This window comes from Gemmobacter aquarius (assembly GCF_003060865.1).
GTDB classification, from domain to species: Bacteria; Pseudomonadota; Alphaproteobacteria; order Rhodobacterales; family Rhodobacteraceae; genus Paragemmobacter; species Paragemmobacter aquarius.
In genome coordinates this window covers 1,883,876-1,904,229 of the sequence record NZ_CP028918.1, presented here as the reverse complement: position 1 = coordinate 1,904,229, position 20,354 = coordinate 1,883,876, and the positions used below count along the sequence as shown (strand labels likewise).

Sequence of the window (20,354 nt, the reverse complement as noted above, 5' to 3'; positions counted from 1 at the left end):
TCAACCCCCGAGGAAGGAACGGCGGACCTCGGGGTCGGCCATCAGGGCCGCTCCGGTGTCGGTGAAACGATTGGCGCCCTGCACCAGTACATAGCCCTTGTCGGCGATGTTCAGCGCCTGACGCGCGTTCTGCTCGACCATCAGGATCGAGATGCCGGTGCGCGCCACTTCGATGATGCGGTCGAACAATTCGTCCATAACGATGGGCGAAACCCCCGCCGTCGGCTCGTCAAGCATCAGCACCGATGGCTGGGTCATCAGCGCGCGCCCCACCGCCACCTGCTGGCGCTGCCCGCCGGACAATTCCCCCGCAGGCTGCAACCGCTTCTGCTTCAGGATCGGGAACAGGTCGTAGACCTGCGCCAGCGTATCCTTGAAATCGTCGCGCCGGATGAAAGCCCCCATCTCGAGGTTCTCTTCCACCGTCATCGACGTAAAGATGTTTTGCGTCTGCGGCACGAAGCCCATGCCCTTGGCCACACGGTCCTGCGGTGACAGGGCGGTGATATCCTCGCCCGCCAGCTTCACCTGACCGCTCCGCAGTTGCAGCATGCCGAACACAGCCTTCATCGCCGTCGATTTGCCCGCGCCATTCGGCCCGACGATCACGGCGATCTGGCCCTTTTCGACCGCGATGGTACAGCCATGCAGGATATCCGCCCCGCCATAGCCCCCCGTCATCGCCTCGCCGATGAGAAACGGTTCAGCCATTGCACATCCCCCGCACCGCTACGAATTTCCTGCGAAAATTCAGCGGTCCCACCCGCTGCGAAAGCGCCCGAATTTTCGCAGAAAATTCATTGGCGCGGCTGCCTGCGACATCAGCCATGCGCGGCCTCCTCTTTGACCTTGTTCTTCAACCCCGTACCCAGATAGGCCTCGATCACGCGCTCGTCGTTCTTGACCTCGTCCACAGTGCCCTGCGCCAGAACCTTGCCCTCGGCCATGCAGATCACCGGATCGCAAAGCCGTGCGATGAAATCCATGTCATGCTCGATCACGCAGAACGTATAGCCGCGCTCCTTGTTCAGCCGCACGATGGCATCGCCGATGGTGTTCAGCAGCGTCCGGTTCACACCCGCACCCACCTCGTCGAGGAAGACGATCTTGGCATCCACCATCATGGTGCGCCCCAGTTCCAACAGCTTCTTCTGCCCACCCGAAATCTGGCTCGCCTTCTGGTCGGCCAGATGGGAAATGGTCAGAAACTCCAGCACCTCGTCGGCCTTGTCGGCAAGCGCCTTTTCCTCGGCCGCGACGGCGTTGCGGTTGAACCAGGCGTTCCAGAGCGTCTCGCCTTTCTGGCGTGCAGGTACCATCATCAGGTTCTCGCGCACCGTCATCGACCCGAATTCATGCGCGATCTGGAATGTCCGCAGCAGACCCTTGGCAAACAGCTCGTGCGGCGGCAGGCCGGTAATATCCTCGCCATCCATGATCACGCGCCCGCTCGTGGGCGGCAGCCGCCCCGCTATCACGTTGAACAGCGTGGTTTTCCCCGCGCCATTCGGTCCGATCAGCCCCGTGATCGACCCCGTCCCGATGGTCAGCGAAGCGCCGTCAACGGCATGAAAGCCGCCGAAATGGCGGTGAAGATCCTCGACAACGATCATCCGTATCCCCCGGAAAAACCCCTATGGACCCAGTCTCCCGCCGGTATGCCAGCGTGGCGCGGTCCTCTTTTTAACGAACGGCCCGGGCTAATGCCCGGGCCGCCGCATCTCGTCAAGACCTGCGAAAGATCAGCGGAAGCCGATCGTTTCGATCTTGCCGTCCTTGATCTCGATCTCGCGGTAGCGCCCTGCGCTCTCGCCCGGTCCGATCAGTTCCACGGCCGTGGCGCCTTCGAAGTCCACGTCCTGACCGTCGAGGATCAGTTGCAGACCCTTGGCAAGCTCGCCCGGATAGATCTTCTCGCCCGGAGCGTTGGCAACTTCGAGGATCTTGCCGGCGTAATCAGCCGATTTCGACGATTTGGCAGCCTGCATCGCCAGCGCGAACAGCGCAGCCGCATCATAGGATTCCGGCGAATAGGCCGAGGTCCCGTCAAAGCCCAGTTCCTTGGCCTTGGCTTCGAAGGTCGCAGCGCCTGCCGAATCCGAACCGGCGATCTGGCCGAACGACCCGTTCAGGCCCGGACCGATGGCAGCGGGAAGCGAGTCGCCCACCATGCCGCCCGGCAGCACGAACTTGTCAAAGGCGCCCGAATCGAGCGAACCCTGGATGATGCCCTTGCCGCCCTGGTCGAGGTAGCCCGCAACCACGAGGATGTCGCCACCGGCAGCCGCCAGCGCGCCGACTTCGGCCGAGTAGTCGGCCTTGCCGTCTTCATGGGCTGCGTTGATCGTGATGGTTCCGCCCAGCGCGGTGTAGGACGTGGCAAATGCCTCGGCCAGACCCTTGCCGTAGTCGGTGTTGGTATAGGTCAGCGCGACCGACTTCAGACCCTTTTCCATCAGGATGCCAGCCATCACTTCGCCTTCGCGCGCATCCGACGGAGCGGTGCGGAAGAACAACCCGTCATCTTCGGCGGTCGAAAGCGCGGGCGAGGTGGCCGAGGGCGAGATCATCGCGATCCCGTTCGGACGCGCCACGTTCTGCAACACGGCACCGGTCACGCCCGAGCAGTCGCCGCCGACGATACCGGCCACGCCATCGGTGGTCACCAGACGCTCGGCAGCCGAGGTGGCAGCCGCGGAATCGGTGCAGGTCGAGTCTGCTTCGACGACGGTCAGGGTCGAGCCGTCAAGGAACAGCTTGGAAGCGTTCACTTCGTCGACCGCCATCTTGGACGAAGCCAACATGTTCGGGGTAAGCGATTCGATGGGACCGGTGAAACCGATCAGCACGCCGAGTTTCACATCCTCTGCCGAGGCGGCACCGGCGAAAAGCGCGGTCGCAGCCGTGGCGAGCAGCAATTTTTTCATAGATAGACTCCCTGTCTGGAACATTGTCCTGATCGGGCAAGCTAGTGTGCCTCGCAGCAAAAGGAAAGCACCTGTTGGCTGCGGTCCCCGAGGCTGTAAAATCCCTGTGTTTGCGATATCCGGCCATAGACCTTTGCCGGTGCGCCCCTATCTTTTGCCCTGTCGCGGCAAAGTCCGCAGCGACCGCGCAAGAAATGATAACAGGGGTCACACCATGCCGCCGAAAGCCGCCAGCGCCGCCCTGATCGCGCTGATCGCAGCCCTTGTCGCGCCGCCCGTGGCCGCGCTCGACACCAGCCTCGGGGCGCTGTCCGTCACCCCCATGGCTCAAGGCCTCGATGAGCCCTGGGGCCTCGCCTTCCTGCCGGACGGTCGCTTTCTGGTCACCGAAAGGGCAGGGCGGCTGACGCTCTTTTCAGAGGGTGGCAGCGCCAGAACCCAAATCACCGGCCTGCCGCAGGTCTGGGAGGAAGGGCAGGGCGGTCTTCTCGACGTGCTCGTCACCCGCGACTTCGCCACCTCGCGCCGCATCTGGCTGTCCTACGCCACTTCCGAAAATGGTAGTACGGGCGGCACCGCCACCGGTTTCGGTACGCTTTCGGACGACGGCACCACCTTGCAAGACTTCCGCCCCGTCTTTACCGGCCCCGCCACCGCCGGGGGGCGCCATTTCGGTTCGCGCCTCGTCGAAGCGGCTGACGGCTCGGTCTTCGTCACCTTCGGCGAACGCGGCCTTGGCATGCCCGCACAAGACCCCGCCGTGCCGATGGGCAAGACGATCCACCTGACCGCACAGGGTGACGCGATCCAGACCGATCCCGCTTGGGCCGCAGGCGTCTACTCCACCGGCCACCGCAACCCGCAAGGGGCCGCGCTCGACGCGGCAGGCAACCTCTGGGTCGTCGAACACGGTGCACAAGGCGGGGATGAGCTGAACCGCGTAGAGCCGGGCCGCAACTACGGCTGGCCGGTCATCACCTATGGCAAGGATTACGACGACAGCCCGATCGGCATCGGCACGGCGCAAGACGGGATGGAGCAACCCGTCCACTACTGGGACCCCTCCATAGCCCCGTCGGGCCTGATGATCTATCAAGGCGCGATGTTTCCAGAATGGCGGGGCGATGTCTTCATCGGCAGCCTGAAATTCGACCTGGTATCGCGCCTCGACCCCGACGCCGCCTATGCCGAAGAGCAATTGCAAAGCCCCCAGACCGGCCGCGTCCGCGACATCCGCCAAGGCCCCGACGGCGCGATCTGGTTTTTGTCGGTCTATGACGGCGCCGCCTATCGCATCAGCCGCCCCTGACAATTTTTCTGCGAAAAATCTGGCCCCACTGCCAGCCGCGCGCTCTGCACCTCATGTCGCAAAGACGAGTATTTTGACAAAGGTGAACAAGCCTGCGGTTTCACCCTTGTCCAAATACTCATGCAACCGCCGGGCAAGGCAGAAACCCCCAAAGACCATCGCCGCAGGTCGGGGCAGGGCCAGAATTTTCGCAGAAAATTCGTCCCCTCAAAGGATATCCCGCACCGCCGCCTCGCCGCTTGTCCACGCGCCATGTACGGTCGAGGCGTGCTGGACCGACGCTGCCTCTCCGGCAAAGACGATCCGCCCGTCCCAATCCGCCCCGGCCAGCGCCGCGCGGCTGTCAGGCGTGCTTCCCGCTGCCATAAATGAATAGGAGCCAAGGGCCAAAGGATCACCCCCCCAGCGCGTCACCTGTGCGGCAATCGGGTCGGGAAAGCCGCTTCCGAACATCTCGCGCAGCCCCGCCATGGCCGAGGCGACGGTGGCTCGGTCATCGAAGCTTTCGACCTCGCGCGCTGTCGCTGCGGCGTTGAACCCCAACAGCACCGGCGCGCCCAAAGCCCGCCCGCCATTCACCCATTCGGCCCATAGTGGCGATGTCGGGCCAAGGTTCTCGATCCAGTCCACATCGGGCACCGGCAGCGCGCTGTCAAAGCGCAGCCAGCACTTGTTCAGCAATCCCGTCCCCAGTGCTGCAATCGCCCGCTGCCGCGCTTCGCCCAGCGCGGGAATGAAACGCACTGCCCCCGCCTGCAACACACCAAGCGGCAGTGTGATCACGGCACGGTCCGCCGCCAGAACGCCCCCGTCCGCCATGTCGAGCGCCACGCCGCGCCCCTCGGCCCGCACCGCCACGACCTGCTGGCCCAGCCGTATGTCCAGCCCCCGCGCCAGCGTATCCGCCAAAGCGCCGTAGCCTTGCGCAAAGAGCACATCCCCGCCGCCGAATTCCTTGCCGGCGTCGAACTCTTGCGCCGACAACGCGCCCCAGTCGCCGCCATATTCCTGTTCGATGGCGCGGTGCACCCAAAGCCGCAGCGCCGCCCGCCCGGCCTCGTCCATCGCCGCCCATTCGGCCCGCGCCATCACCGCATCGCGCAGGCTTTGCCCATCCTCGGCCCCGTCCTGCGCCGCCTCGATGATGTCCCAAGCCTCGGCGGTTTCGACCTCGTCCCCGCCCGCCATGGCAACGGCGCTTTCGTAATCGGTCGCCACCCGCTTCAGCCCCGCCGCATCGGCCAGCGCCGTCAGCGGATTGCCCCGCACCCCGTGGATCCAGCTTGCCCCCAGATCGACCGGCAGGTCATCCCAGAGCCCGCTCGTCCAGACCCGCCCGCCGATACGGTCGCGCGCCTCGACGATCACCACCTCGGCCCCCGCAGCCGTCAGCGCCCGCCCCGCCGCGATCCCGGCCATTCCGGCCCCGACCACCACGACACGTTTCCCCGCCAGCCCCGATGCCGCAAACCCCCGCCCTGCCACGGCCAGACCCAACCCACTCGTCAAAACACACCGGCGTGAAATCATCAGATCGACAATCGCACCCCCGTGCCGCCGCCTTGGGTTCCGCGCTCGCGGTAGGGCGTTGTGTTGTAATGCGCGCGGTAGCATTTCGAGAAATGCGAAGGCGAGGCAAAGCCGCAAGCCAGCGCCACGTTGATCACGCTCATATCCGTCTGCATCAGCAGGTTGCGCGCCTTTTGCAGCCGCAATTCCATGTAATACCGCTTGGGGCTGCGGTTCAGATAGCGGCGGAACAACCGCTCCAGCTGCCGCGTCGACATGCCCACTTCCTCGGCCAGATCGGCGGGCGACATCGGGTCTTCGATATTGCCCTCCATCATCTGGATGACCTGTGACAGCTTGGGGTGCCGCACGCCGATCCGCGTCGGGATCGACAGGCGCTGCGTGTCCTGATCGGTGCGGATGGTGGAATAGATCAACTGGTCGGCCACCGTATTGGCGATATCCTCGCCATGATCCGCCGCGATCACCTTGAGCATCAGATCAAGCGAGCTTGTCCCCCCCGCCGTGCTCCAGCGGTTCCCGTCCATCACGAAGACAGATTTCGTCAGCTTCACATCTTCGAATTCCTCAAGGAAACCGTCCTGATTCTCCCAATGGATGGTCGCTTTCTTCCCGTCGAGCAGCCCCGCCTTGGCAACGGCATAAGCCCCCGTGCACAAGCCCCCCATCGTCACACCCCGCCGCGCCTCGCGCCGCAGCCAGTTCAGGATCGACTTCGTGGTCGCCCGCTGCACATCGATCCCGCCGCAGACCAGCACCGTGTCCTCGCGCTCGATCTCGTCCAGCCCCATATCCAGCTTGAAGGCCGCGCCATTCGAGCAGGTCGCAAAGTCGCCGCCTTCGCCCGCCAGCTTCCACGTATAAAGCGGTTGGCCCGAAATCCGGTTCGCAATCCGCAAAGGCTCGATCGCGCCCGCAAAGGACAGCATCGTAAAGCGGTCGAGCAGCAGAAAGACAAAGCGGCGCGGTTCGACGGCCTTGCCGACGTTCAGGGCTTTTTTCGGGGCGAGGGACATGATGCGACCTGTTGGTGTCGGTTTCGGGCGCAGCCAAACAGGAAATCTTTCAAACTGCAAGCACCGTCCCGCTGCGGATCAGGCCAGTTTCTCCCTTTGCATATGCCGCCGCTTTCCTTATACCGCACGGCGTTACCGCAAACTGTCCTATTTCTGAAACTGTCGGAGTGAGACCAATGACCAAGGGCTGGACCAAATCGGATTGGCGCGCAAAGCCGCGGATCCAGATGCCCGATTATCCGGATCAGGCAGCGCTTAACGCCGTCGAGGCGCAGCTTGCCAAATATCCGCCCTTGGTCTTTGCGGGCGAAGCCCGCAAGCTGAAAAAGCAACTCGCCCTTGCAGCCGAAGGCAAGGCTTTCCTGCTGCAAGGTGGCGACTGCGCTGAATCCTTTGCCGAATTTTCGGCCGACAACATCCGCGACACCTTCCGCGTCATGCTGCAAATGGCGGTGGTGCTGACCTATGGCGCCAAGGTTCCGGTCATCAAGGTCGGCCGCATGGCGGGCCAGTTCGCCAAACCCCGCTCCGCCCCGACCGAGGTGATCGACGGTGTCGAGATGCCCTCCTACAAGGGCGACATCATCAACGGTTTCGATCCCACGCCGCAGGCCCGCATGGCCGACCCGCAGCGCATGTTGCAGGCCTATACGCAGGCCGCAGCCAGCCTCAACCTTTTGCGCGCCTTCTCGACGGGCGGTTTTGCCGATATCCACCGCGTGCATAGCTGGACCCTCGGTTTTGCCGAACATGACAAGGCCGAACGCTACCGCGAGCTTTCCAACCGCATATCGGACGCGCTCGATTTCATGAACGCTGCAGGCGTGAACGCCGAAACCGCGCATACACTTTCCACCGTCGATTTCTACACCAGCCACGAAGCCCTGCTTCTGGAATACGAAGAAGCACTCTCCCGCGTCGACAGCATCACCGGCCAGAACATCGCAGGCTCGGGCCACATGATCTGGATCGGCGACCGCACCCGCCAGCCCGATGGCGCGCATGTCGAATTCTGCCGTGGCGTCATCAACCCAATCGGGTTGAAATGCGGCCCCTCGACCACCGCCGAAGACCTCAAGGTGCTCATGGCCAAGCTGAACCCGCAAAACGAGGCGGGCCGCCTGACCCTGATCGCCCGTTTCGGTGCAGGCAAGGTGGGCGACCACCTTCCGCGCCTGATCAAGACGGTGCAGGCCGAAGGCGCCAATGTCGTGTGGTCCTGCGACCCGATGCACGGCAACACGATCAAATCGTCCACCGGCTACAAAACCCGCCCCTTCGATTCTGTCCTGCGCGAAGTCCGCGAATTCTTCGCCATCCACAAAGCCGAAGGCACCATCCCCGGCGGCGTGCATTTCGAGATGACAGGCAAAGACGTGACCGAATGTACCGGCGGCCTGCGCGCCGTGACGGACGAAGACCTGTCCGACCGCTACCACACCGCCTGCGATCCGCGCCTCAATGCCTCGCAGTCGCTGGAACTGGCGTTCCTCGTGGCCGAAGAACTCACCGCCCGCCGCGACACCGAACGCCGCGTCGCGCTGTAAGCATATACTCGCCAACATCAAAGGGCGGTCCCGCAGGGCCGCCCTTTTGCTATGCCACCGAAAGTGGCGTCCGCAAACACCGCTCCACCCTGAACCGCCTCGGTGCGCGCCCGATCTCGCCCGACACCTCGAGTGACCCGATCGCCAAACGCCGCTCGCCGCAACCGTCCAGCAGCGGCAAAAGCATCATCCGCCCCGTGACGGGTGCTCGTCCGCCGCCGCCCTCGGACCGCAGCCCGAGGTCCATCGCAACCGGCCCCTCGCACACTTCCTGCACCATCCGCCCGATCTCGGCCCGCTCCGACGGCTCGAACAGCAGCGCAAGCGGCGCGCCGTGCAACTCCATCCCGTAAAGCCGGGTAAAGACCTGCCCGGCGATCCGCAACCGCGCAGCGCCCCGGTCGGTCCAGTCGATCAGGAACACCGACCCGAGCAACGGCCCCAGCGCCCTCGGGTCGAACTGGTCACGGCGGGGCAGGGCATTGCCCGGCCGCAGCCCCTCCCAATGCCCGCGCAACCGCGCCGACACAGGTGCCGCCGTCGCAGGCAAAGCCTGCCATATCCGTTCTGGTCGTATCACCGTCATCATGCTTCCGCCCGCCGCGCCTGTTGTCGGCTTTCTCCCCCTCTGTTACGGACAAGGTCAGAATTCCTTAAATCGGCCCCACCCGTTTGCACAGGATAGGCCGCATCGGGGCGCGTCGGTGACAAATTGAGTCAAATGGTAAACAGGCGCGTCCGGCGTCACAGGCGAAAGGGCCGCGCATGACGATCTCGATGACAGGTTTCGCCGCCGCGAAAGGGCAGGGTGCGGGCCATTCGTGGACATGGGACATCCGCTCGGTCAACGGCAAGGGTCTCGATCTGCGCCTGCGCGTGCCCGACTGGATCGACGGGCTCGAACTCGCGCTCCGCACCGAACTGGCCAAGGGCATCGGGCGCGGCAATGTCTCGCTCACGCTGAAAGTCACGCGCGACGGCCTGACCGAGGGGCAGGATGGCCTGCGCGTCAACCTCGCCGCCCTGTCACAGATCCTGCGCGCCCTTTCCACCGTCGAAAACGCCGCGATGGAACAGGGCGTGACCCTCGCGCAAGCCACCGCCGCAGATGTGCTCGCCGTGCGCGGCGTCCTCGACACGGCGACCGCCGACGAAGACACCGCGCCCCTGCGCGCCGCGATCCTCGCCGATCTTCCCGCGCTCCTGGCCGCTTTCACCGCCATGCGCGCCGCCGAAGGCGCAGCCCTGAACGCCGTGATCGCAGCCCAGCTCGACCGCATCGACACCCTGCACACCTCCGCCACGCAGGAAGCCGCCGCCCGCCGCACCACCGCCGCCACCGCTCTGCGCGACGCTTTGGCGAAACTCCTGACCCAGGCCGAAGGCTTTGATGAATCCCGCCTCGCGCAAGAACTGGCCCTTCTCGCCGTCAAACAGGATGTGGCCGAGGAACTCGACCGCCTCACCGCCCATGTCGCCGCCGCCCGCGCCCTGCTGGCCGACCCCGCCCCAGTGGGCCGCAAATTCGACTTTCTCATGCAGGAATTCATGCGCGAGGCGAACACGCTGTGCTCCAAGGCGCAATCCATCACCCTTACCCGCATCGGGCTTGACCTCAAAACCGTCATAGACCAGATGCGCGAACAGGTTCAGAACGTGGAATAGATGATCAACCGTCGCGGCCTTCTCCTCATCCTCTCCTCGCCCTCGGGCGCGGGCAAATCCACCCTGACAAAGATGCTCATGGCGTGGGATTCGACCATGCGCTTTTCCGTCAGCGCCACCACCCGCAGCCCCCGCCCGGGCGAAGCGGACGGCCGCGAATACTACTTCCGCGCCCGCCCCGATTTCGAAGCCATGGTCGCCGCAGGCGAGATGCTCGAACATGCCGAGGTGTTCGGAAACTTCTACGGCACCCCCAAAGGCCCGGTCGAATCCGCGATGAAGGAAGGCCGCGACACGGTTTTCGACATCGACTGGCAGGGCGGCCAGCAGATCCGCAACTCCTCGCTCGGTCGCGATGTGGTGTCGATCTTCGTGCTCCCGCCATCCATCGCCGAACTCGACCGCCGCCTTCGCACCCGCGGCCAAGACAGCGACGAGGTGATCGCCACCCGCATGGCCAAAAGCCGTGACGAGATCAGCCATTGGGCCGAATACGACTATGTTCTGGTGAACGAAGACCTGACCGACACCTTCGAGCGTCTCAAGACCATCCTGACCGCCGAACGCCTGCGCCGCGACCGCCAGCCCCGCCTGTCGGATTTCGTGCGCGGCCTGAACACCGAGTTTGCAGCCCGATGATCTACTCCCTCGACGGCATCACACCCGACATCGACCCCGCCGCATGGGTCGCCCCCGATGCCAACATCATCGGCGCGGTTACGCTTGAAGCTGACGCCTCGGTCTGGTTCGGCGCCACCCTGCGCGGCGACAACGAGCGTATCACCGTGGGGCAGGGGTCCAACGTGCAGGAAAACTGCGTGTTGCACACCGACATCGGCTATCCCCTGACCATCGGCCCCGATTGCACCATCGGCCACAAGGCCATGCTCCACGGTTGCACCATCGGCGCAGGCAGCCTGATCGGCATGGGCGCGATCATCCTGAACGGCGCAAGGATCGGGCGCGGCTGCCTGATCGGGGCAGGGGCGCTGGTGACCGAAGCCAAAGAGATTCCCGACTTCTCGCTTGTCATGGGCGCTCCGGGCAAGATCGTCCGCACCCTCGACGAAGCAGCCCAGACCCGCCTGATCGCCTCTGCCCTCGGCTATCAGAAAAACGCCCGTCGCTTCCGCACTGGTCTGCGCCCGGCACGCGATTTCTGACGCAGAAATCGCGCCATTTCCTGACGCAGGAAATCGGGCACCCCCTTGGACCCGCGCGCGCCGCCGGTTTCTGCGTCAGAAACCGCCGCGTTTCCTGCGCTAGGAAACGCCCTGACGCGTTCCATTTTCAGTTGGAATATTCGTTCCAGCTTGTTACCCTCACCAAAACCAGGGGGCAGGACGCTGCATGACCGAAACCAGTGCCGAATTCACCGCTGCTCCGGCCACGGTCGATGACTTCCGCGACCGCCTCGCCGCCATCAGCAGCGATCTGCCGCGCCGCCTGCGCCAATGCGCCGATTTCATCGCCGCCCATTCCGACCGCATCGCCGTATCGACCGTGGCCGAGCTTGCCGCAGGGGCCGATGTGCCACCATCCGCCCTGATGCGCTTTTGCCAGATCATGGGCTTTTCCGGCTTTTCCGAAATGCAAAAGCTGTTCCGCGAGGCTTATGTGCCGGGCTGGCCCGACTATTCCACCCGCTTGCGAAACCTCAAAGACGGCGGCGCGGGCAGCCCCACCGCGCTTTTGGCCGAATTCGTCGAGGCAGGCCGCCTCTCGCTCGAAGCCTTGGCGAAAAATGTTGACGAAGCTGCGCTTGCCGAAGCTGTCCGACTGCTCGCCAAGGCCGGAACCGTGCATATCGTCGGCTACCGCCGCGCCTTTCCGGTGGCCTCTTATCTCGCCTATGTCTTCGGCAAGATGTCCGTGCCTTCGATGCTGCATGACGGGGTCGGCAAGCTCGACCACCGCTTCGCGCTGCGCGACGGCGACGCGGTGCTTGCCATCACCTTCGCCCCTTATGGCGAAGAAACCCTTGCCCTCGCACAGGAAGCCCGCGACCGTGGCCTGACGGTCGTCGGCATCACCGACCGCCTGACCAGCCCGCTCGCCCGAATGGCTGACAGTATCGTCACCGTCCCCGAGGTCGATTTCGGCGCCTTCCGCTCGCTTTCGGCGACCATCGCCCTCGCCCTCTCGCTTGCCGTGGCGGTCGGGTCGGCGCGCGAGTGAAGTTTTCGCTTCCCACATCGGCATTGATGGAATAAATATTCCAAAATTACGCCGCCCGACTCGGCCGTTCAGGGACCGTTCCATGACCACATCCACCAAAACGCTCGACGTCATCACCATCGGCCGCTCGTCCGTCGACCTTTATGGCGCGCAGGTCGGCGGGCGGCTTGAAGACATGGGGTCGTTCCAGAAATATATCGGCGGCTCGCCCACGAACATGGCGGCAGGCACCGCACGGCTCGGTCTCAAATCCGCGCTCATCACCCGCGTGGGCGATGAACACATGGGCCGCTTCATCCGCGAAGAACTCGCCCGCGAAGGCGTCGACACCAGCGGCGTCATCACCGACCCCGAACGCCTCACCGCCCTCGTCCTTTTGGGCATCCGCGACGAACACCAGTTCCCGCTGATCTTCTACCGCGAGAATTGCGCCGATATGGCCCTTTGCGAAGATGACATCTCCGAAGAGTTCATCGCCCGCGCCCGCGCTGTCGTCGCCACCGGCACGCACCTGTCCAACGCCCGCACCGAAGCCGCGGTGCTCAAGGCGCTCAACCTCGCCCGCAAACACGGCGCGCAAACCGCACTCGACATCGACTACCGCCCCAACCTCTGGGGCCTTGCGGGCCATGGCGATGGCGAAAGCCGCTTCATCTCCTCCGCCGCCGTCACCGCCAAACTGCAAGCCACCCTGCACCTCTTCGACCTCATCGTGGGGACCGAAGAAGAATTCCACATCACAGGCGGCACCACCGATACCATCGCAGCCCTCCGCGCCGTCCGCGCCGTCAGTAACGCCACCCTCGTCTGCAAACGCGGCCCCATGGGCGCATCCGCCTTCACCGGCCCGATCCCCGACACGCTGGACGAGGGCGAGGCCGGCCCCGGTTTCCCCATCGAAGTCTTCAACGTCCTAGGCGCGGGCGACGGTTTCATGTCCGGCCTGATCAAGGGCTGGCTCGACAACGAACCCTGGCCCACCGCGCTGAAATATGCCAACGCCTGCGGGGCTTTCGCCGTCAGCCGCCACGGCTGCACCCCCGCTTATCCCTCGTGGACCGAACTCCAGTATTTCCTGAACCGCGGCGTCGTGACCAAGGCGCTCCGCAAGGACCGCGACCTCGAACAGGTCCATTGGGCCACCAACCGCCACAAAGACCTGTCGAACATGCGCGTCTTCGCCTTTGACCACCGCATGCAACTGGAAACGATGGAGGGCGCCACCCCCGCCAAGATCGGCGCGTTCAAGCAGCTTTGCCTGAAAGCCGCCCTCGCCGTGCAAAACGGGCAGGCGGGTTACGGCATCCTCTGCGACAGCCGCCTTGGCCGCGAGGCGCTTTACGCCGCCGCTGGCACCGGCCTGTGGATCGGTCGCCCCGTCGAATGGCCGGGTTCGCGCCCGCTGACGCTCGAACCCGAACTCGGGCCTGATTACGGCGGCTTGCAGGAATGGCCGCTCGAACATGTGGTCAAGGTGCTTTGCTTCTACCACCCCGACGACACGGCCGAGATGAAAGCCGAACAGGAAGCCACCGTCCTGCGCCTGTTCCACGCCTGCCGCCGCAACCGGCTGGAAATGCTCTTGGAAATCATCCCCTCCAAGGTCGCCCCCGTCACCGACGACACCTCGGCAATCGTGATCCAGCGCTTCTACGACCTCGGCATCTACCCCGACTGGTGGAAGCTAGAACCCTTCGCCACCGATGCCGCCTATGACAAGGCTTGCGCCACCATCACCCGCAACGACCCCCACACCCGTGGCATCGTCATCCTCGGCCTCGACGCCGCCGAAGACGCGCTTTCCGCCTCGCTCGCCCTTGCCGCCCGGCATGATCTGGTCAAAGGTTTCGCCGTCGGCCGCACCATTTTCGCCGATGCCGCCCGTGGCTGGCTTGCAGGTTCCATGACCGATACCCAAGCCGTCGAGATGATGGCCACCCGCTACAGCCGCCTGTGCCAGATCTGGGACAAGGCCCGCGCAACGAAGGACACCGCCGCATGACCACGATCCGCCTGACCGCCGCCCAAGCCATGGTCCGCTGGCTTTCGGTGCAGATGACAGCCGAGGGCGACCGCTTCATCGAAGGCGTCTGGGGCATCTTCGGCCATGGCAACGTGGCGGGGCTGGGCGAGGCGCTGCACGGCATCAAGGACACGCTCCCCACATGGCGCGGCCATAACGAACAGACCATGGCCCATACCGCCATCGCCTATGCGAAAGCCCACAAGCGCACCCGCGCCATGGCCGTCACCACCTCGATCGGCCCCGGTGCCACCAACATGGTCACCGCCGCCGCCTTGGCTTACGTCAACCGTCTGCCGGTCCTTCTGATCCCCGGCGATGTCTTCGCCAACCGCGCCCCCGATCCGGTGCTGCAACAGGTCGAATCCTTCGCCGATGGTACCATTTCCGCCAACGATTGCTTCCGCCCCGTCAGCCGCTATTTCGACCGCATCTCGCGCCCCGAACATATCCTGACCGCACTTCCCCGCGCCATGCGGGTCATGACCGACCCTGCCGAATGTGGCCCCGTCACGCTCGCTTTCTGTCAGGATGTGCAGGCCGAAGCCTATGACTACCCCGAAACCTTCTTCACCCCCAAGGTCTGGCACATCCGCCGCCCCGCGCCTGACGCGCAGGAACTGCAAACCGCCATCGCCGCGCTGCAAGCCGCCAAGGCTCCGGTGATCGTCGCAGGCGGCGGGGTGATTTATTCACAGGCCGAAGCCGACCTTGCCGCCTTTGCCACCGCGCACAACATCCCCGTGGTGGAAACCCAAGCCGGCAAGTCCGCGCTACCGCATGACCACGCGCTGAACTACGGTCCCGTGGGTGTCACCGGATCGTCCTCGGCCAATATCGTTTGCGAAACCGCCGACCTCGTCATCGGCCTCGGCACCCGTTTTCAGGATTTCACCACCGGCTCGTGGTCGCTCTTCAAACACCCGAACCGCAAGATTCTGTCGATCAACGTCCAACCCTATGACGCCGCCAAACACGGCGCGCTTGCCCTCGTGTCTGACGCAAAGATCGCCCTGCAAGCCCTTGGCTTGGCGTTGCAATCGCACAAATACGCCAGCCCCGACGCCAAGCTGAAAGCCGACTGGGTCGCAGCCAAGGCCGCCGTCAAAGCCACCCCTGCCGCCGGAAACCACCTGCCCACCGACATGCAGGTCGTCGGCGCCGTCCAACGCGCAGCCACGCCCCAAACCGTGGTCATGGGCGCCGCAGGCACCATGCCGGGCGAGTTGCATAAGATCTGGGACGCAGCACAAGGCGGCTACCACATGGAATACGGCTTTTCCTGCATGGGCTACGAAGTCGCGGGCGCTTTGGGCATCAAGATGGCGCGGCCCCATGCCGACGTGATCTGCATGGTGGGCGACGGCAGCTATATGATGGCCAACTCGGAACTCGCCACCGCCGTGATGATGGGCGTGCCCTTCATTGTCGTGCTGACCGACAACCGCGGCTACGGCTGCATCAACCGGTTGCAAAAACACACCGGCGGCGCGCCGTTCAACAACCTCTTGGACGACAGCTACCACGTGAACGCCTCGGCCATCGATTTTGTCGCCCACGCGGCCTCGATGGGCGCGAAAGCGGTCAAGGCCAACGATATCGCCGACTTGGAGGCCAAGCTTCATGCCGCGCGCGACAGCGCGATCCCCGTGGTCATCGTCATAGATACCGATCCCGCACCCAGCACGGCCGAAGGCGGCACATGGTGGGAAGTGGGCGTGCCCGAAGTCTCGGTCCGCCCCGCCGTCAACGCGGCCCGCAAGAATTACGAAACCTCCAAAGAAAAACAGCGGCTTGCCGACTGAAGCTGAGTAATCACATGATCCTTTTCGGAACCAATCCCATCGCATGGGCCAATGACGACGACCGCTCTATCGGCGCCGATATCCCAACCACCCGCATCCTCGACGAGGCTGGTCGCCAGATCGGCTTCGATGGCATCGAAAACGGCCACCGCTGGCCGGAAGAGCCCGAAGCCCTGCGCGCCCTGTTGGGCGAATACGGCCTCAAATTCATCTCGGGCTGGTATTCGACCGAACTCCTGATCCGCTCGGTCGAAGATGAGATCGCAGCCGTCCAGCCCCACCTCGCCAAGCTGAAGCACAACGGCTGCAAGGTCTGCATCGTCTGCGAAACCTCGAACGCGATCCATGGCGACGCGGCAAAGCCGGTCAACGACCGCCCGACGCTTGGCGCCGCCGAGATGACCGCTTTCGGCGCCAAACTCGAAGCTTTCGCCGCCTATCTGGCCGAACAGGGCGTGACGCTCGTCTACCACCACCACATGGGCACCATCGTCGAATCCCCCGCCGAGATCGACGCGCTGATGGCAGCCACCGGCCCGCACACCCACCTGCTGTTCGACGCAGGCCACTGCGCCTTTGGCGGCGGCGATCCGGTCGCGGTGCTGACCAGACACGCCAAACGCGTCCGCCATTTCCACGCAAAGAACATCCGCCCCGCCGTGACCGCAAAGGTCCGCGCCGACGGCTGGTCTTTCCTGAAAGGCGTCGTTGCCGGAGCCTTCACCGTTCCGGGCGACCAAGAGGGCGGGGTCGATTTCAAACCGCTGCTGCAAATCCTTGCCGATCACCATTACGACGGCTGGATCGTGATCGAGGCCGAACAAGACCCGAACGCCCGCAACCCGCTGCTCTACCAGACGCTGGGCCTTGCGACACTCAAGCGCCTGTCGCGGGACGTCGGGCTGATCTGACAGGAGCGGGGGGCTTTCCGCCCCCGCACCCCCCGAGGATATTTTTCAGACAGAAAATGAGGGGCGAAATGGCCGACCTTCTGCGTAAACCCACCGGCACCACCGGCAAGGTGCATGACATCACCCCCGAAAGCGCCGGCTGGGGCTATGTCGGCTTTGGCCTTTACCGGCTGACGGCTGGCCAATCCGCGTCCGAAGTCACCGGCGACCGCGAGGCCATCCTCGTCCTCGTCGAAGGCCGCGCCCGCATCACCGCAGGCGGTCAGGACATGGGCGAGATGGGCGACCGCATGAGCGTCTTCGAACGTACCCCGCCGCATTGCCTCTATGTGCCAAACGGCAGCGACTGGCAGGCCACCGCCACCACCGATTGCACTCTTGCCGTCTGCACCGCGCCGGGAAAGGGCACCTATCCGGTCCGACAACTCGGCCCCGATGGCATCGAACTGACCCCGCGCGGGCAGGGCGCCAACACCCGTTACATCAACAACATCGCCATGGAGGCCCGCGACGTGGCCGACAGCTTGCTGGTGACCGAGGTCTTCACGCCGCAGGGCAACTGGTCCAGCTACCCCAGCCACCGCCACGACGAAGACGATTTCCCGCGCATGACCTATCTCGAAGAGACCTATTACATGCGTACCAACCCCGAAACCGGCTTTGCCATCCAGCGCGTCTATACCGAAGACGGCAGCCTGGATGAGACCATGGCCGCCAAGAACCATGACGTCACGTTGGTGCCGCGCGGGCACCACCCCTGCGGCGCGCCCTATGGTTATGACCTCTATTACCTCAACGTCATGGCAGGCCCGCGCCGCAACTGGCGCTTCCAGAACGATCCCGACCACGACTGGATCGCCAAGCGCGACGCGCCGCCCGCCGCCTGAACCCAACCGCCTAAAGCCCGGCCACCACCTCGACGCTGATCCACGGCGCTATCGCCTGCAATTCCTGCTGCACCATCCGACGGTTCGGCAGACCTTGTGCCACGACGACAAGCCGCCCGCGCCAGCCCAGTTCGGCCAGCCGTTCGGCAACGGTCATCGCATCGCTGTCGCCTGCCAGCAGCGCGCAGATCACCGTGTCGGGCGCGACATGTGCCAGCAGCGCCGCATCGAGCATCCGGAACGGTGCGCGCAAGGCCCCCTCTGGTCCCGCCACGGCACCGATCAGCAGCGCAACCGCCTTGGATCCGTCACTCATTCCACTCGTCCTACCAAGGCTCTGCCGCAAAACACTTTAAGTTCGGTATCGTATCACCTTGTCAAAGCCAAGCCCGCACTGGTCCCTGCGACTGGGCATGGTAAAGGTAGGGGACAAACCGATGGAAAGGGCGCGATGCAGACCAGTGTGATGCGGGCCATGGCCGATGCCGTACCCCTGCCGATGATCGTGATCGGCCCCGATGAACGCATTGCGGCGGCCAACCCCGCCGCCACAGCCCTGTTCGGCGCGGGGATCGAGGGGCGACACCACCTGCTCACCCTGCGCCAGCCTGCGTTGCAAACTGCCATCGCCGCCGCCCTGACCGAAGGCCGCGGGGCCGAGGCGCGCCACGTCATCCCCGGCCCGTCGCAAGACGCGGCCTACCGCGTCTCGGTCGCGCCGCTTGGCGGGCTTGGCGCCGCCCTCACCTTCGTCGATGTCACCGAAGCCGAACAGATGGGCCAGATGCGCCGCGATTTCGTGGCCAATGTCAGCCACGAACTCCGCACCCCGCTGACAGCACTTCTCGGCTTCATCGAAACCCTGCGCGGCGCGGCCCGCGACGACGCCCCCGCCCGCGACCGCTTCCTCGCGATCATGGAGCGCGAGGCCGAGCGGATGAACCGTCTCATCCGCGACCTGCTCCACCTGTCCCGCGTCGAATCGCAAGAACGCGTCCGCCCCACCGACCGCGTCGATCTTGCCAGCCTTATCTCATCGGCCATAGCCACGCTGCGCCCGCTTGCCCAGACGCAGGGTGTCACCATCGAAACCACCGGAATCGACGGCCCGCTTCCCGTTCCCGCCGATGCCGACCAGATCACGCAGGTGCTGACCAATCTGATCGAGAACGCGGTGAAATACGGCGGGGCGGGGGGCAGCGTCACGATCCGCCTGTCGCGCGAAGCCTTGCCACGCGGTCCGGGCATCCGTGTCGACGTGATCGACACGGGCGAGGGCATAGACCCCCAGCACATCCCGCGCCTGACCGAACGTTTCTACCGTGTCGACGGTCACCGCTCGCGCGAAAAAGGCGGCACCGGCCTTGGCCTTGCCATCGTCAAGCACATCGTCAACCGCCATCGCGGCCGGATGCGGATCGAAAGCGAGAAAGGGCAGGGTTCCGTCTTTACCGTGGTGCTGCCCGAAAGCTAAAGCCGGGCCAGCCGCTCGGTCAAAAGCGCATAGAACCCCGCCGCATCGATCCCGCCAATGAACAGCGCATTGGCAGGGCGTTTCGTCACCCCCCACCAATCGGCCACGGTCATCCCCAGCGTCAGCTCCGACTGCGTCTCGATTTCCACGTTGATATGCCGCCCCGTGAACAATTCGGGCCGGATCAGATAGGCGATCACGCAAGGATCATGCAGCGGCGCCCCTTCGGACCCGTATTTCTGCATGTCGAACCGCTCGAAGAAATCGGTCCATTCCGCCACCATCCGCCCGGCCTCGTTGCCGATGGCGCGAAACGCCTCGACCCGCGCGCGGTTGGTCAGGGCCTTATGCGTGACGTCAAGCGGCATCACGACCAGCGGCACGCCGGATTTGAACACGATTTCCGCCGCTTCCGGATCGACGTAAATGTTGAATTCCGCAGCCGGAGTGATGTTTCCCACCTCGAAATAGGCTCCGCCCATCAGCACGATCTGCTGCACGCGCGATACGATGTCGGGTGCTTGCTGAAAGGCTTTCGCGATATTCGTCAAAGGCCCAAGCGGGCAAAGCGTTACGCTCCCCGCAGGCTCGCTCCGCAGGGTCTGCACGATGAAATCGACCGCGTGCTGGTCCTGCAGCGGCATCACCGGATCGGCCATCTGCGGCCCGTCGAGTCCGGTCTTGCCATGCACGTGTTCGGCCGTCACCAGCTTGCGCTTCAAAGGCGCATCGCAGCCCGCAAAGACGCGGGTTTCGGGCTTGCCTGCAAGCTCGCAGATGATGCGCGCGTTCTTCTGCGTCAGCGGCAGGGGCACGTTGCCCGCAACGGCCGTAATCCCCAGAACCTCCACATCCTTGGGGCTGGCCAGCGCCAGCAAGATCGCCACGGCATCATCCTGTCCCGGATCGGTATCGATGATGATCTTGCGCGGGCTGTGGGTCATTTGATCCTCGGATTGTGGTCGGGCGGAGCAAATCGGAAGGCTCGGAAATTGTCCAGACGGACAAAAATATTTACTGCCATTTACGATTGAAAACTGTCGCGAGACGAAAAAGGGGCACAAAGCCCCCTGATCCGCAGT

The 20,354-nt window shown here is 64.4% G+C and carries 19 protein-coding genes; 11 read left to right on the top strand and 8 right to left on the bottom strand.

Features of this window, described 5'->3' with window-relative positions:
• The 3 genes from HYN69_RS09135 to HYN69_RS09125 form a co-directional block, all read right to left on the bottom strand.
• The gene (locus HYN69_RS09135) at window positions 1–711 is read right to left on the bottom strand and encodes an ABC transporter ATP-binding protein (RefSeq protein ID WP_108435470.1); all 711 of its coding nucleotides are present in this window, start codon (window positions 709–711) and stop codon (window positions 1–3) included.
• A gap of 110 nt (window positions 712–821) precedes the next feature.
• Window positions 822–1,613, bottom strand: coding sequence for an ABC transporter ATP-binding protein (locus HYN69_RS09130; protein ID WP_108435469.1), 792 nt, complete (start codon window positions 1,611–1,613; stop codon window positions 822–824).
• 129 nt (window positions 1,614–1,742) lie between these two features.
• Window positions 1,743–2,927, bottom strand: coding sequence for an ABC transporter substrate-binding protein (locus HYN69_RS09125; RefSeq protein ID WP_108435468.1), 1,185 nt, complete (start codon window positions 2,925–2,927; stop codon window positions 1,743–1,745).
• Between the two features lie 214 nt (window positions 2,928–3,141).
• Here HYN69_RS09125 and HYN69_RS09120 point away from each other — a divergent pair, with 214 nt between their 5' ends.
• Window positions 3,142–4,236 carry a PQQ-dependent sugar dehydrogenase gene (locus HYN69_RS09120; RefSeq protein WP_108435467.1) on the top strand — a complete coding sequence of 365 codons (1,095 nt, stop codon included), beginning with the start codon at window positions 3,142–3,144 and terminating at the stop codon, window positions 4,234–4,236.
• A gap of 207 nt (window positions 4,237–4,443) precedes the next feature.
• Here the strand turns inward: HYN69_RS09120 and HYN69_RS09115 are convergent, their stop codons facing one another.
• On the bottom strand, window positions 4,444–5,745 hold the full coding sequence (locus HYN69_RS09115) for a flavin monoamine oxidase family protein (RefSeq protein WP_329608577.1): 1,302 nt from the start codon (window positions 5,743–5,745) through the stop codon (window positions 4,444–4,446).
• Window positions 5,746–5,765: 20 nt separating this feature from the next.
• The gene (locus HYN69_RS09110; protein WP_108435465.1) at window positions 5,766–6,782 is read right to left on the bottom strand and encodes a GlxA family transcriptional regulator; all 1,017 of its coding nucleotides are present in this window, start codon (window positions 6,780–6,782) and stop codon (window positions 5,766–5,768) included.
• A 176-nt stretch (window positions 6,783–6,958) separates the two neighbouring features.
• Between HYN69_RS09110 and HYN69_RS09105 the strand changes: the two genes are divergently transcribed.
• On the top strand, window positions 6,959–8,329 hold the full coding sequence (locus HYN69_RS09105; RefSeq protein WP_108435464.1) for a class II 3-deoxy-7-phosphoheptulonate synthase: 1,371 nt from the start codon (window positions 6,959–6,961) through the stop codon (window positions 8,327–8,329).
• A gap of 49 nt (window positions 8,330–8,378) precedes the next feature.
• On the opposite strand, the gene HYN69_RS09100 is transcribed toward HYN69_RS09105, so the two are convergent.
• Window positions 8,379–8,918, bottom strand: coding sequence for a PAS domain-containing protein (locus tag HYN69_RS09100; RefSeq protein WP_108435463.1), 540 nt, complete (start codon window positions 8,916–8,918; stop codon window positions 8,379–8,381).
• Window positions 8,919–9,094: 176 nt separating this feature from the next.
• On the opposite strand from HYN69_RS09100, the gene HYN69_RS09095 reads away from it, so the two are divergent.
• From HYN69_RS09095 to iolB, 8 genes are all read left to right on the top strand, one after another.
• On the top strand, window positions 9,095–9,994 hold the full coding sequence (locus tag HYN69_RS09095) for a YicC/YloC family endoribonuclease (RefSeq protein ID WP_108435462.1): 900 nt from the start codon (window positions 9,095–9,097) through the stop codon (window positions 9,992–9,994).
• Between the two features lie 3 nt (window positions 9,995–9,997).
• Window positions 9,998–10,633 (top strand): guanylate kinase, encoded by a 636-nt coding sequence (gmk, locus tag HYN69_RS09090; protein ID WP_108437121.1) that lies wholly within the window; start codon window positions 9,998–10,000, stop codon window positions 10,631–10,633.
• Complete coding sequence (locus HYN69_RS09085) at window positions 10,630–11,157, top strand: gamma carbonic anhydrase family protein (protein ID WP_108435461.1); 528 nt, start codon at window positions 10,630–10,632, stop codon at window positions 11,155–11,157. Before gmk ends, HYN69_RS09085 begins: the two co-directional genes overlap by 4 nt.
• Before the next feature lie 187 nt (window positions 11,158–11,344).
• Window positions 11,345–12,172: a MurR/RpiR family transcriptional regulator gene (locus tag HYN69_RS09080; protein ID WP_108435460.1), complete on the top strand. Its 828-nt coding sequence runs from the start codon at window positions 11,345–11,347 to the stop codon at window positions 12,170–12,172.
• Window positions 12,173–12,254: 82 nt separating this feature from the next.
• Window positions 12,255–14,174, top strand: a complete 1,920-nt coding sequence (locus HYN69_RS09075; RefSeq protein ID WP_108435459.1) for a bifunctional 5-dehydro-2-deoxygluconokinase/5-dehydro-2-deoxyphosphogluconate aldolase — start codon at window positions 12,255–12,257, stop codon at window positions 14,172–14,174.
• Window positions 14,171–16,000, top strand: coding sequence for a 3D-(3,5/4)-trihydroxycyclohexane-1,2-dione acylhydrolase (decyclizing) (gene iolD, locus HYN69_RS09070; RefSeq protein WP_108435458.1), 1,830 nt, complete (start codon window positions 14,171–14,173; stop codon window positions 15,998–16,000). The genes HYN69_RS09075 and iolD overlap by 4 nt, the downstream gene beginning before the upstream one ends.
• 14 nt (window positions 16,001–16,014) lie before the next feature.
• Window positions 16,015–16,911 (top strand): myo-inosose-2 dehydratase, encoded by an 897-nt coding sequence (gene iolE / locus HYN69_RS09065; RefSeq protein WP_108435457.1) that lies wholly within the window; start codon window positions 16,015–16,017, stop codon window positions 16,909–16,911.
• 68 nt (window positions 16,912–16,979) lie between these two features.
• A complete protein-coding gene (iolB, locus tag HYN69_RS09060; protein WP_108435456.1) occupies window positions 16,980–17,798 on the top strand; it encodes a 5-deoxy-glucuronate isomerase in 819 nt (272 codons plus the stop codon).
• Between the two features lie 10 nt (window positions 17,799–17,808).
• Here the strand turns inward: iolB and HYN69_RS09055 are convergent, their stop codons facing one another.
• Window positions 17,809–18,114: a hypothetical protein gene (locus HYN69_RS09055; protein WP_108435455.1), complete on the bottom strand. Its 306-nt coding sequence runs from the start codon at window positions 18,112–18,114 to the stop codon at window positions 17,809–17,811.
• A 135-nt stretch (window positions 18,115–18,249) separates the two neighbouring features.
• Here HYN69_RS09055 and HYN69_RS09050 point away from each other — a divergent pair, with 135 nt between their 5' ends.
• Window positions 18,250–19,272 (top strand): sensor histidine kinase, encoded by a 1,023-nt coding sequence (locus HYN69_RS09050; protein ID WP_108435454.1) that lies wholly within the window; start codon window positions 18,250–18,252, stop codon window positions 19,270–19,272.
• On the opposite strand, the gene HYN69_RS09045 is transcribed toward HYN69_RS09050, so the two are convergent.
• Window positions 19,269–20,216: a nucleoside hydrolase gene (locus HYN69_RS09045; protein WP_108435453.1), complete on the bottom strand. Its 948-nt coding sequence runs from the start codon at window positions 20,214–20,216 to the stop codon at window positions 19,269–19,271. The genes HYN69_RS09050 and HYN69_RS09045 overlap by 4 nt on opposite strands.
• Window positions 20,217–20,354 lie beyond the last annotated feature (138 nt).

Excerpts from the sequence above, each read along its gene's own strand:
- HYN69_RS09135 (WP_108435470.1), bottom strand. The coding sequence starts at position 711 with ATGGCTGAACCGTTTCTCATCGGCGAGGCGATGACGGGGGGCTATGGC.
- HYN69_RS09130 (WP_108435469.1), bottom strand. The coding sequence starts at position 1,613 with ATGATCGTTGTCGAGGATCTTCACCGCCATTTCGGCGGCTTTCATGCC.
- HYN69_RS09125 (WP_108435468.1), bottom strand. The coding sequence starts at position 2,927 with ATGAAAAAATTGCTGCTCGCCACGGCTGCGACCGCGCTTTTCGCCGGT.
- HYN69_RS09120 (WP_108435467.1), top strand. The coding sequence starts at position 3,142 with ATGCCGCCGAAAGCCGCCAGCGCCGCCCTGATCGCGCTGATCGCAGCC.
- HYN69_RS09110 (WP_108435465.1), bottom strand. The coding sequence starts at position 6,782 with ATGTCCCTCGCCCCGAAAAAAGCCCTGAACGTCGGCAAGGCCGTCGAA.
- HYN69_RS09105 (WP_108435464.1), top strand. The coding sequence starts at position 6,959 with ATGACCAAGGGCTGGACCAAATCGGATTGGCGCGCAAAGCCGCGGATC.
- HYN69_RS09100 (WP_108435463.1), bottom strand. The coding sequence starts at position 8,918 with ATGATGACGGTGATACGACCAGAACGGATATGGCAGGCTTTGCCTGCG.
- HYN69_RS09095 (WP_108435462.1), top strand. The coding sequence starts at position 9,095 with ATGACGATCTCGATGACAGGTTTCGCCGCCGCGAAAGGGCAGGGTGCG.
- HYN69_RS09085 (WP_108435461.1), top strand. The coding sequence starts at position 10,630 with ATGATCTACTCCCTCGACGGCATCACACCCGACATCGACCCCGCCGCA.
- HYN69_RS09080 (WP_108435460.1), top strand. The coding sequence starts at position 11,345 with ATGACCGAAACCAGTGCCGAATTCACCGCTGCTCCGGCCACGGTCGAT.
- HYN69_RS09075 (WP_108435459.1), top strand. The coding sequence starts at position 12,255 with ATGACCACATCCACCAAAACGCTCGACGTCATCACCATCGGCCGCTCG.
- iolD (WP_108435458.1), top strand. The coding sequence starts at position 14,171 with ATGACCACGATCCGCCTGACCGCCGCCCAAGCCATGGTCCGCTGGCTT.
- iolE (WP_108435457.1), top strand. The coding sequence starts at position 16,015 with ATGATCCTTTTCGGAACCAATCCCATCGCATGGGCCAATGACGACGAC.
- iolB (WP_108435456.1), top strand. The coding sequence starts at position 16,980 with ATGGCCGACCTTCTGCGTAAACCCACCGGCACCACCGGCAAGGTGCAT.
- HYN69_RS09055 (WP_108435455.1), bottom strand. The coding sequence starts at position 18,114 with ATGAGTGACGGATCCAAGGCGGTTGCGCTGCTGATCGGTGCCGTGGCG.
- HYN69_RS09050 (WP_108435454.1), top strand. The coding sequence starts at position 18,250 with ATGCAGACCAGTGTGATGCGGGCCATGGCCGATGCCGTACCCCTGCCG.
- HYN69_RS09045 (WP_108435453.1), bottom strand. The coding sequence starts at position 20,216 with ATGACCCACAGCCCGCGCAAGATCATCATCGATACCGATCCGGGACAG.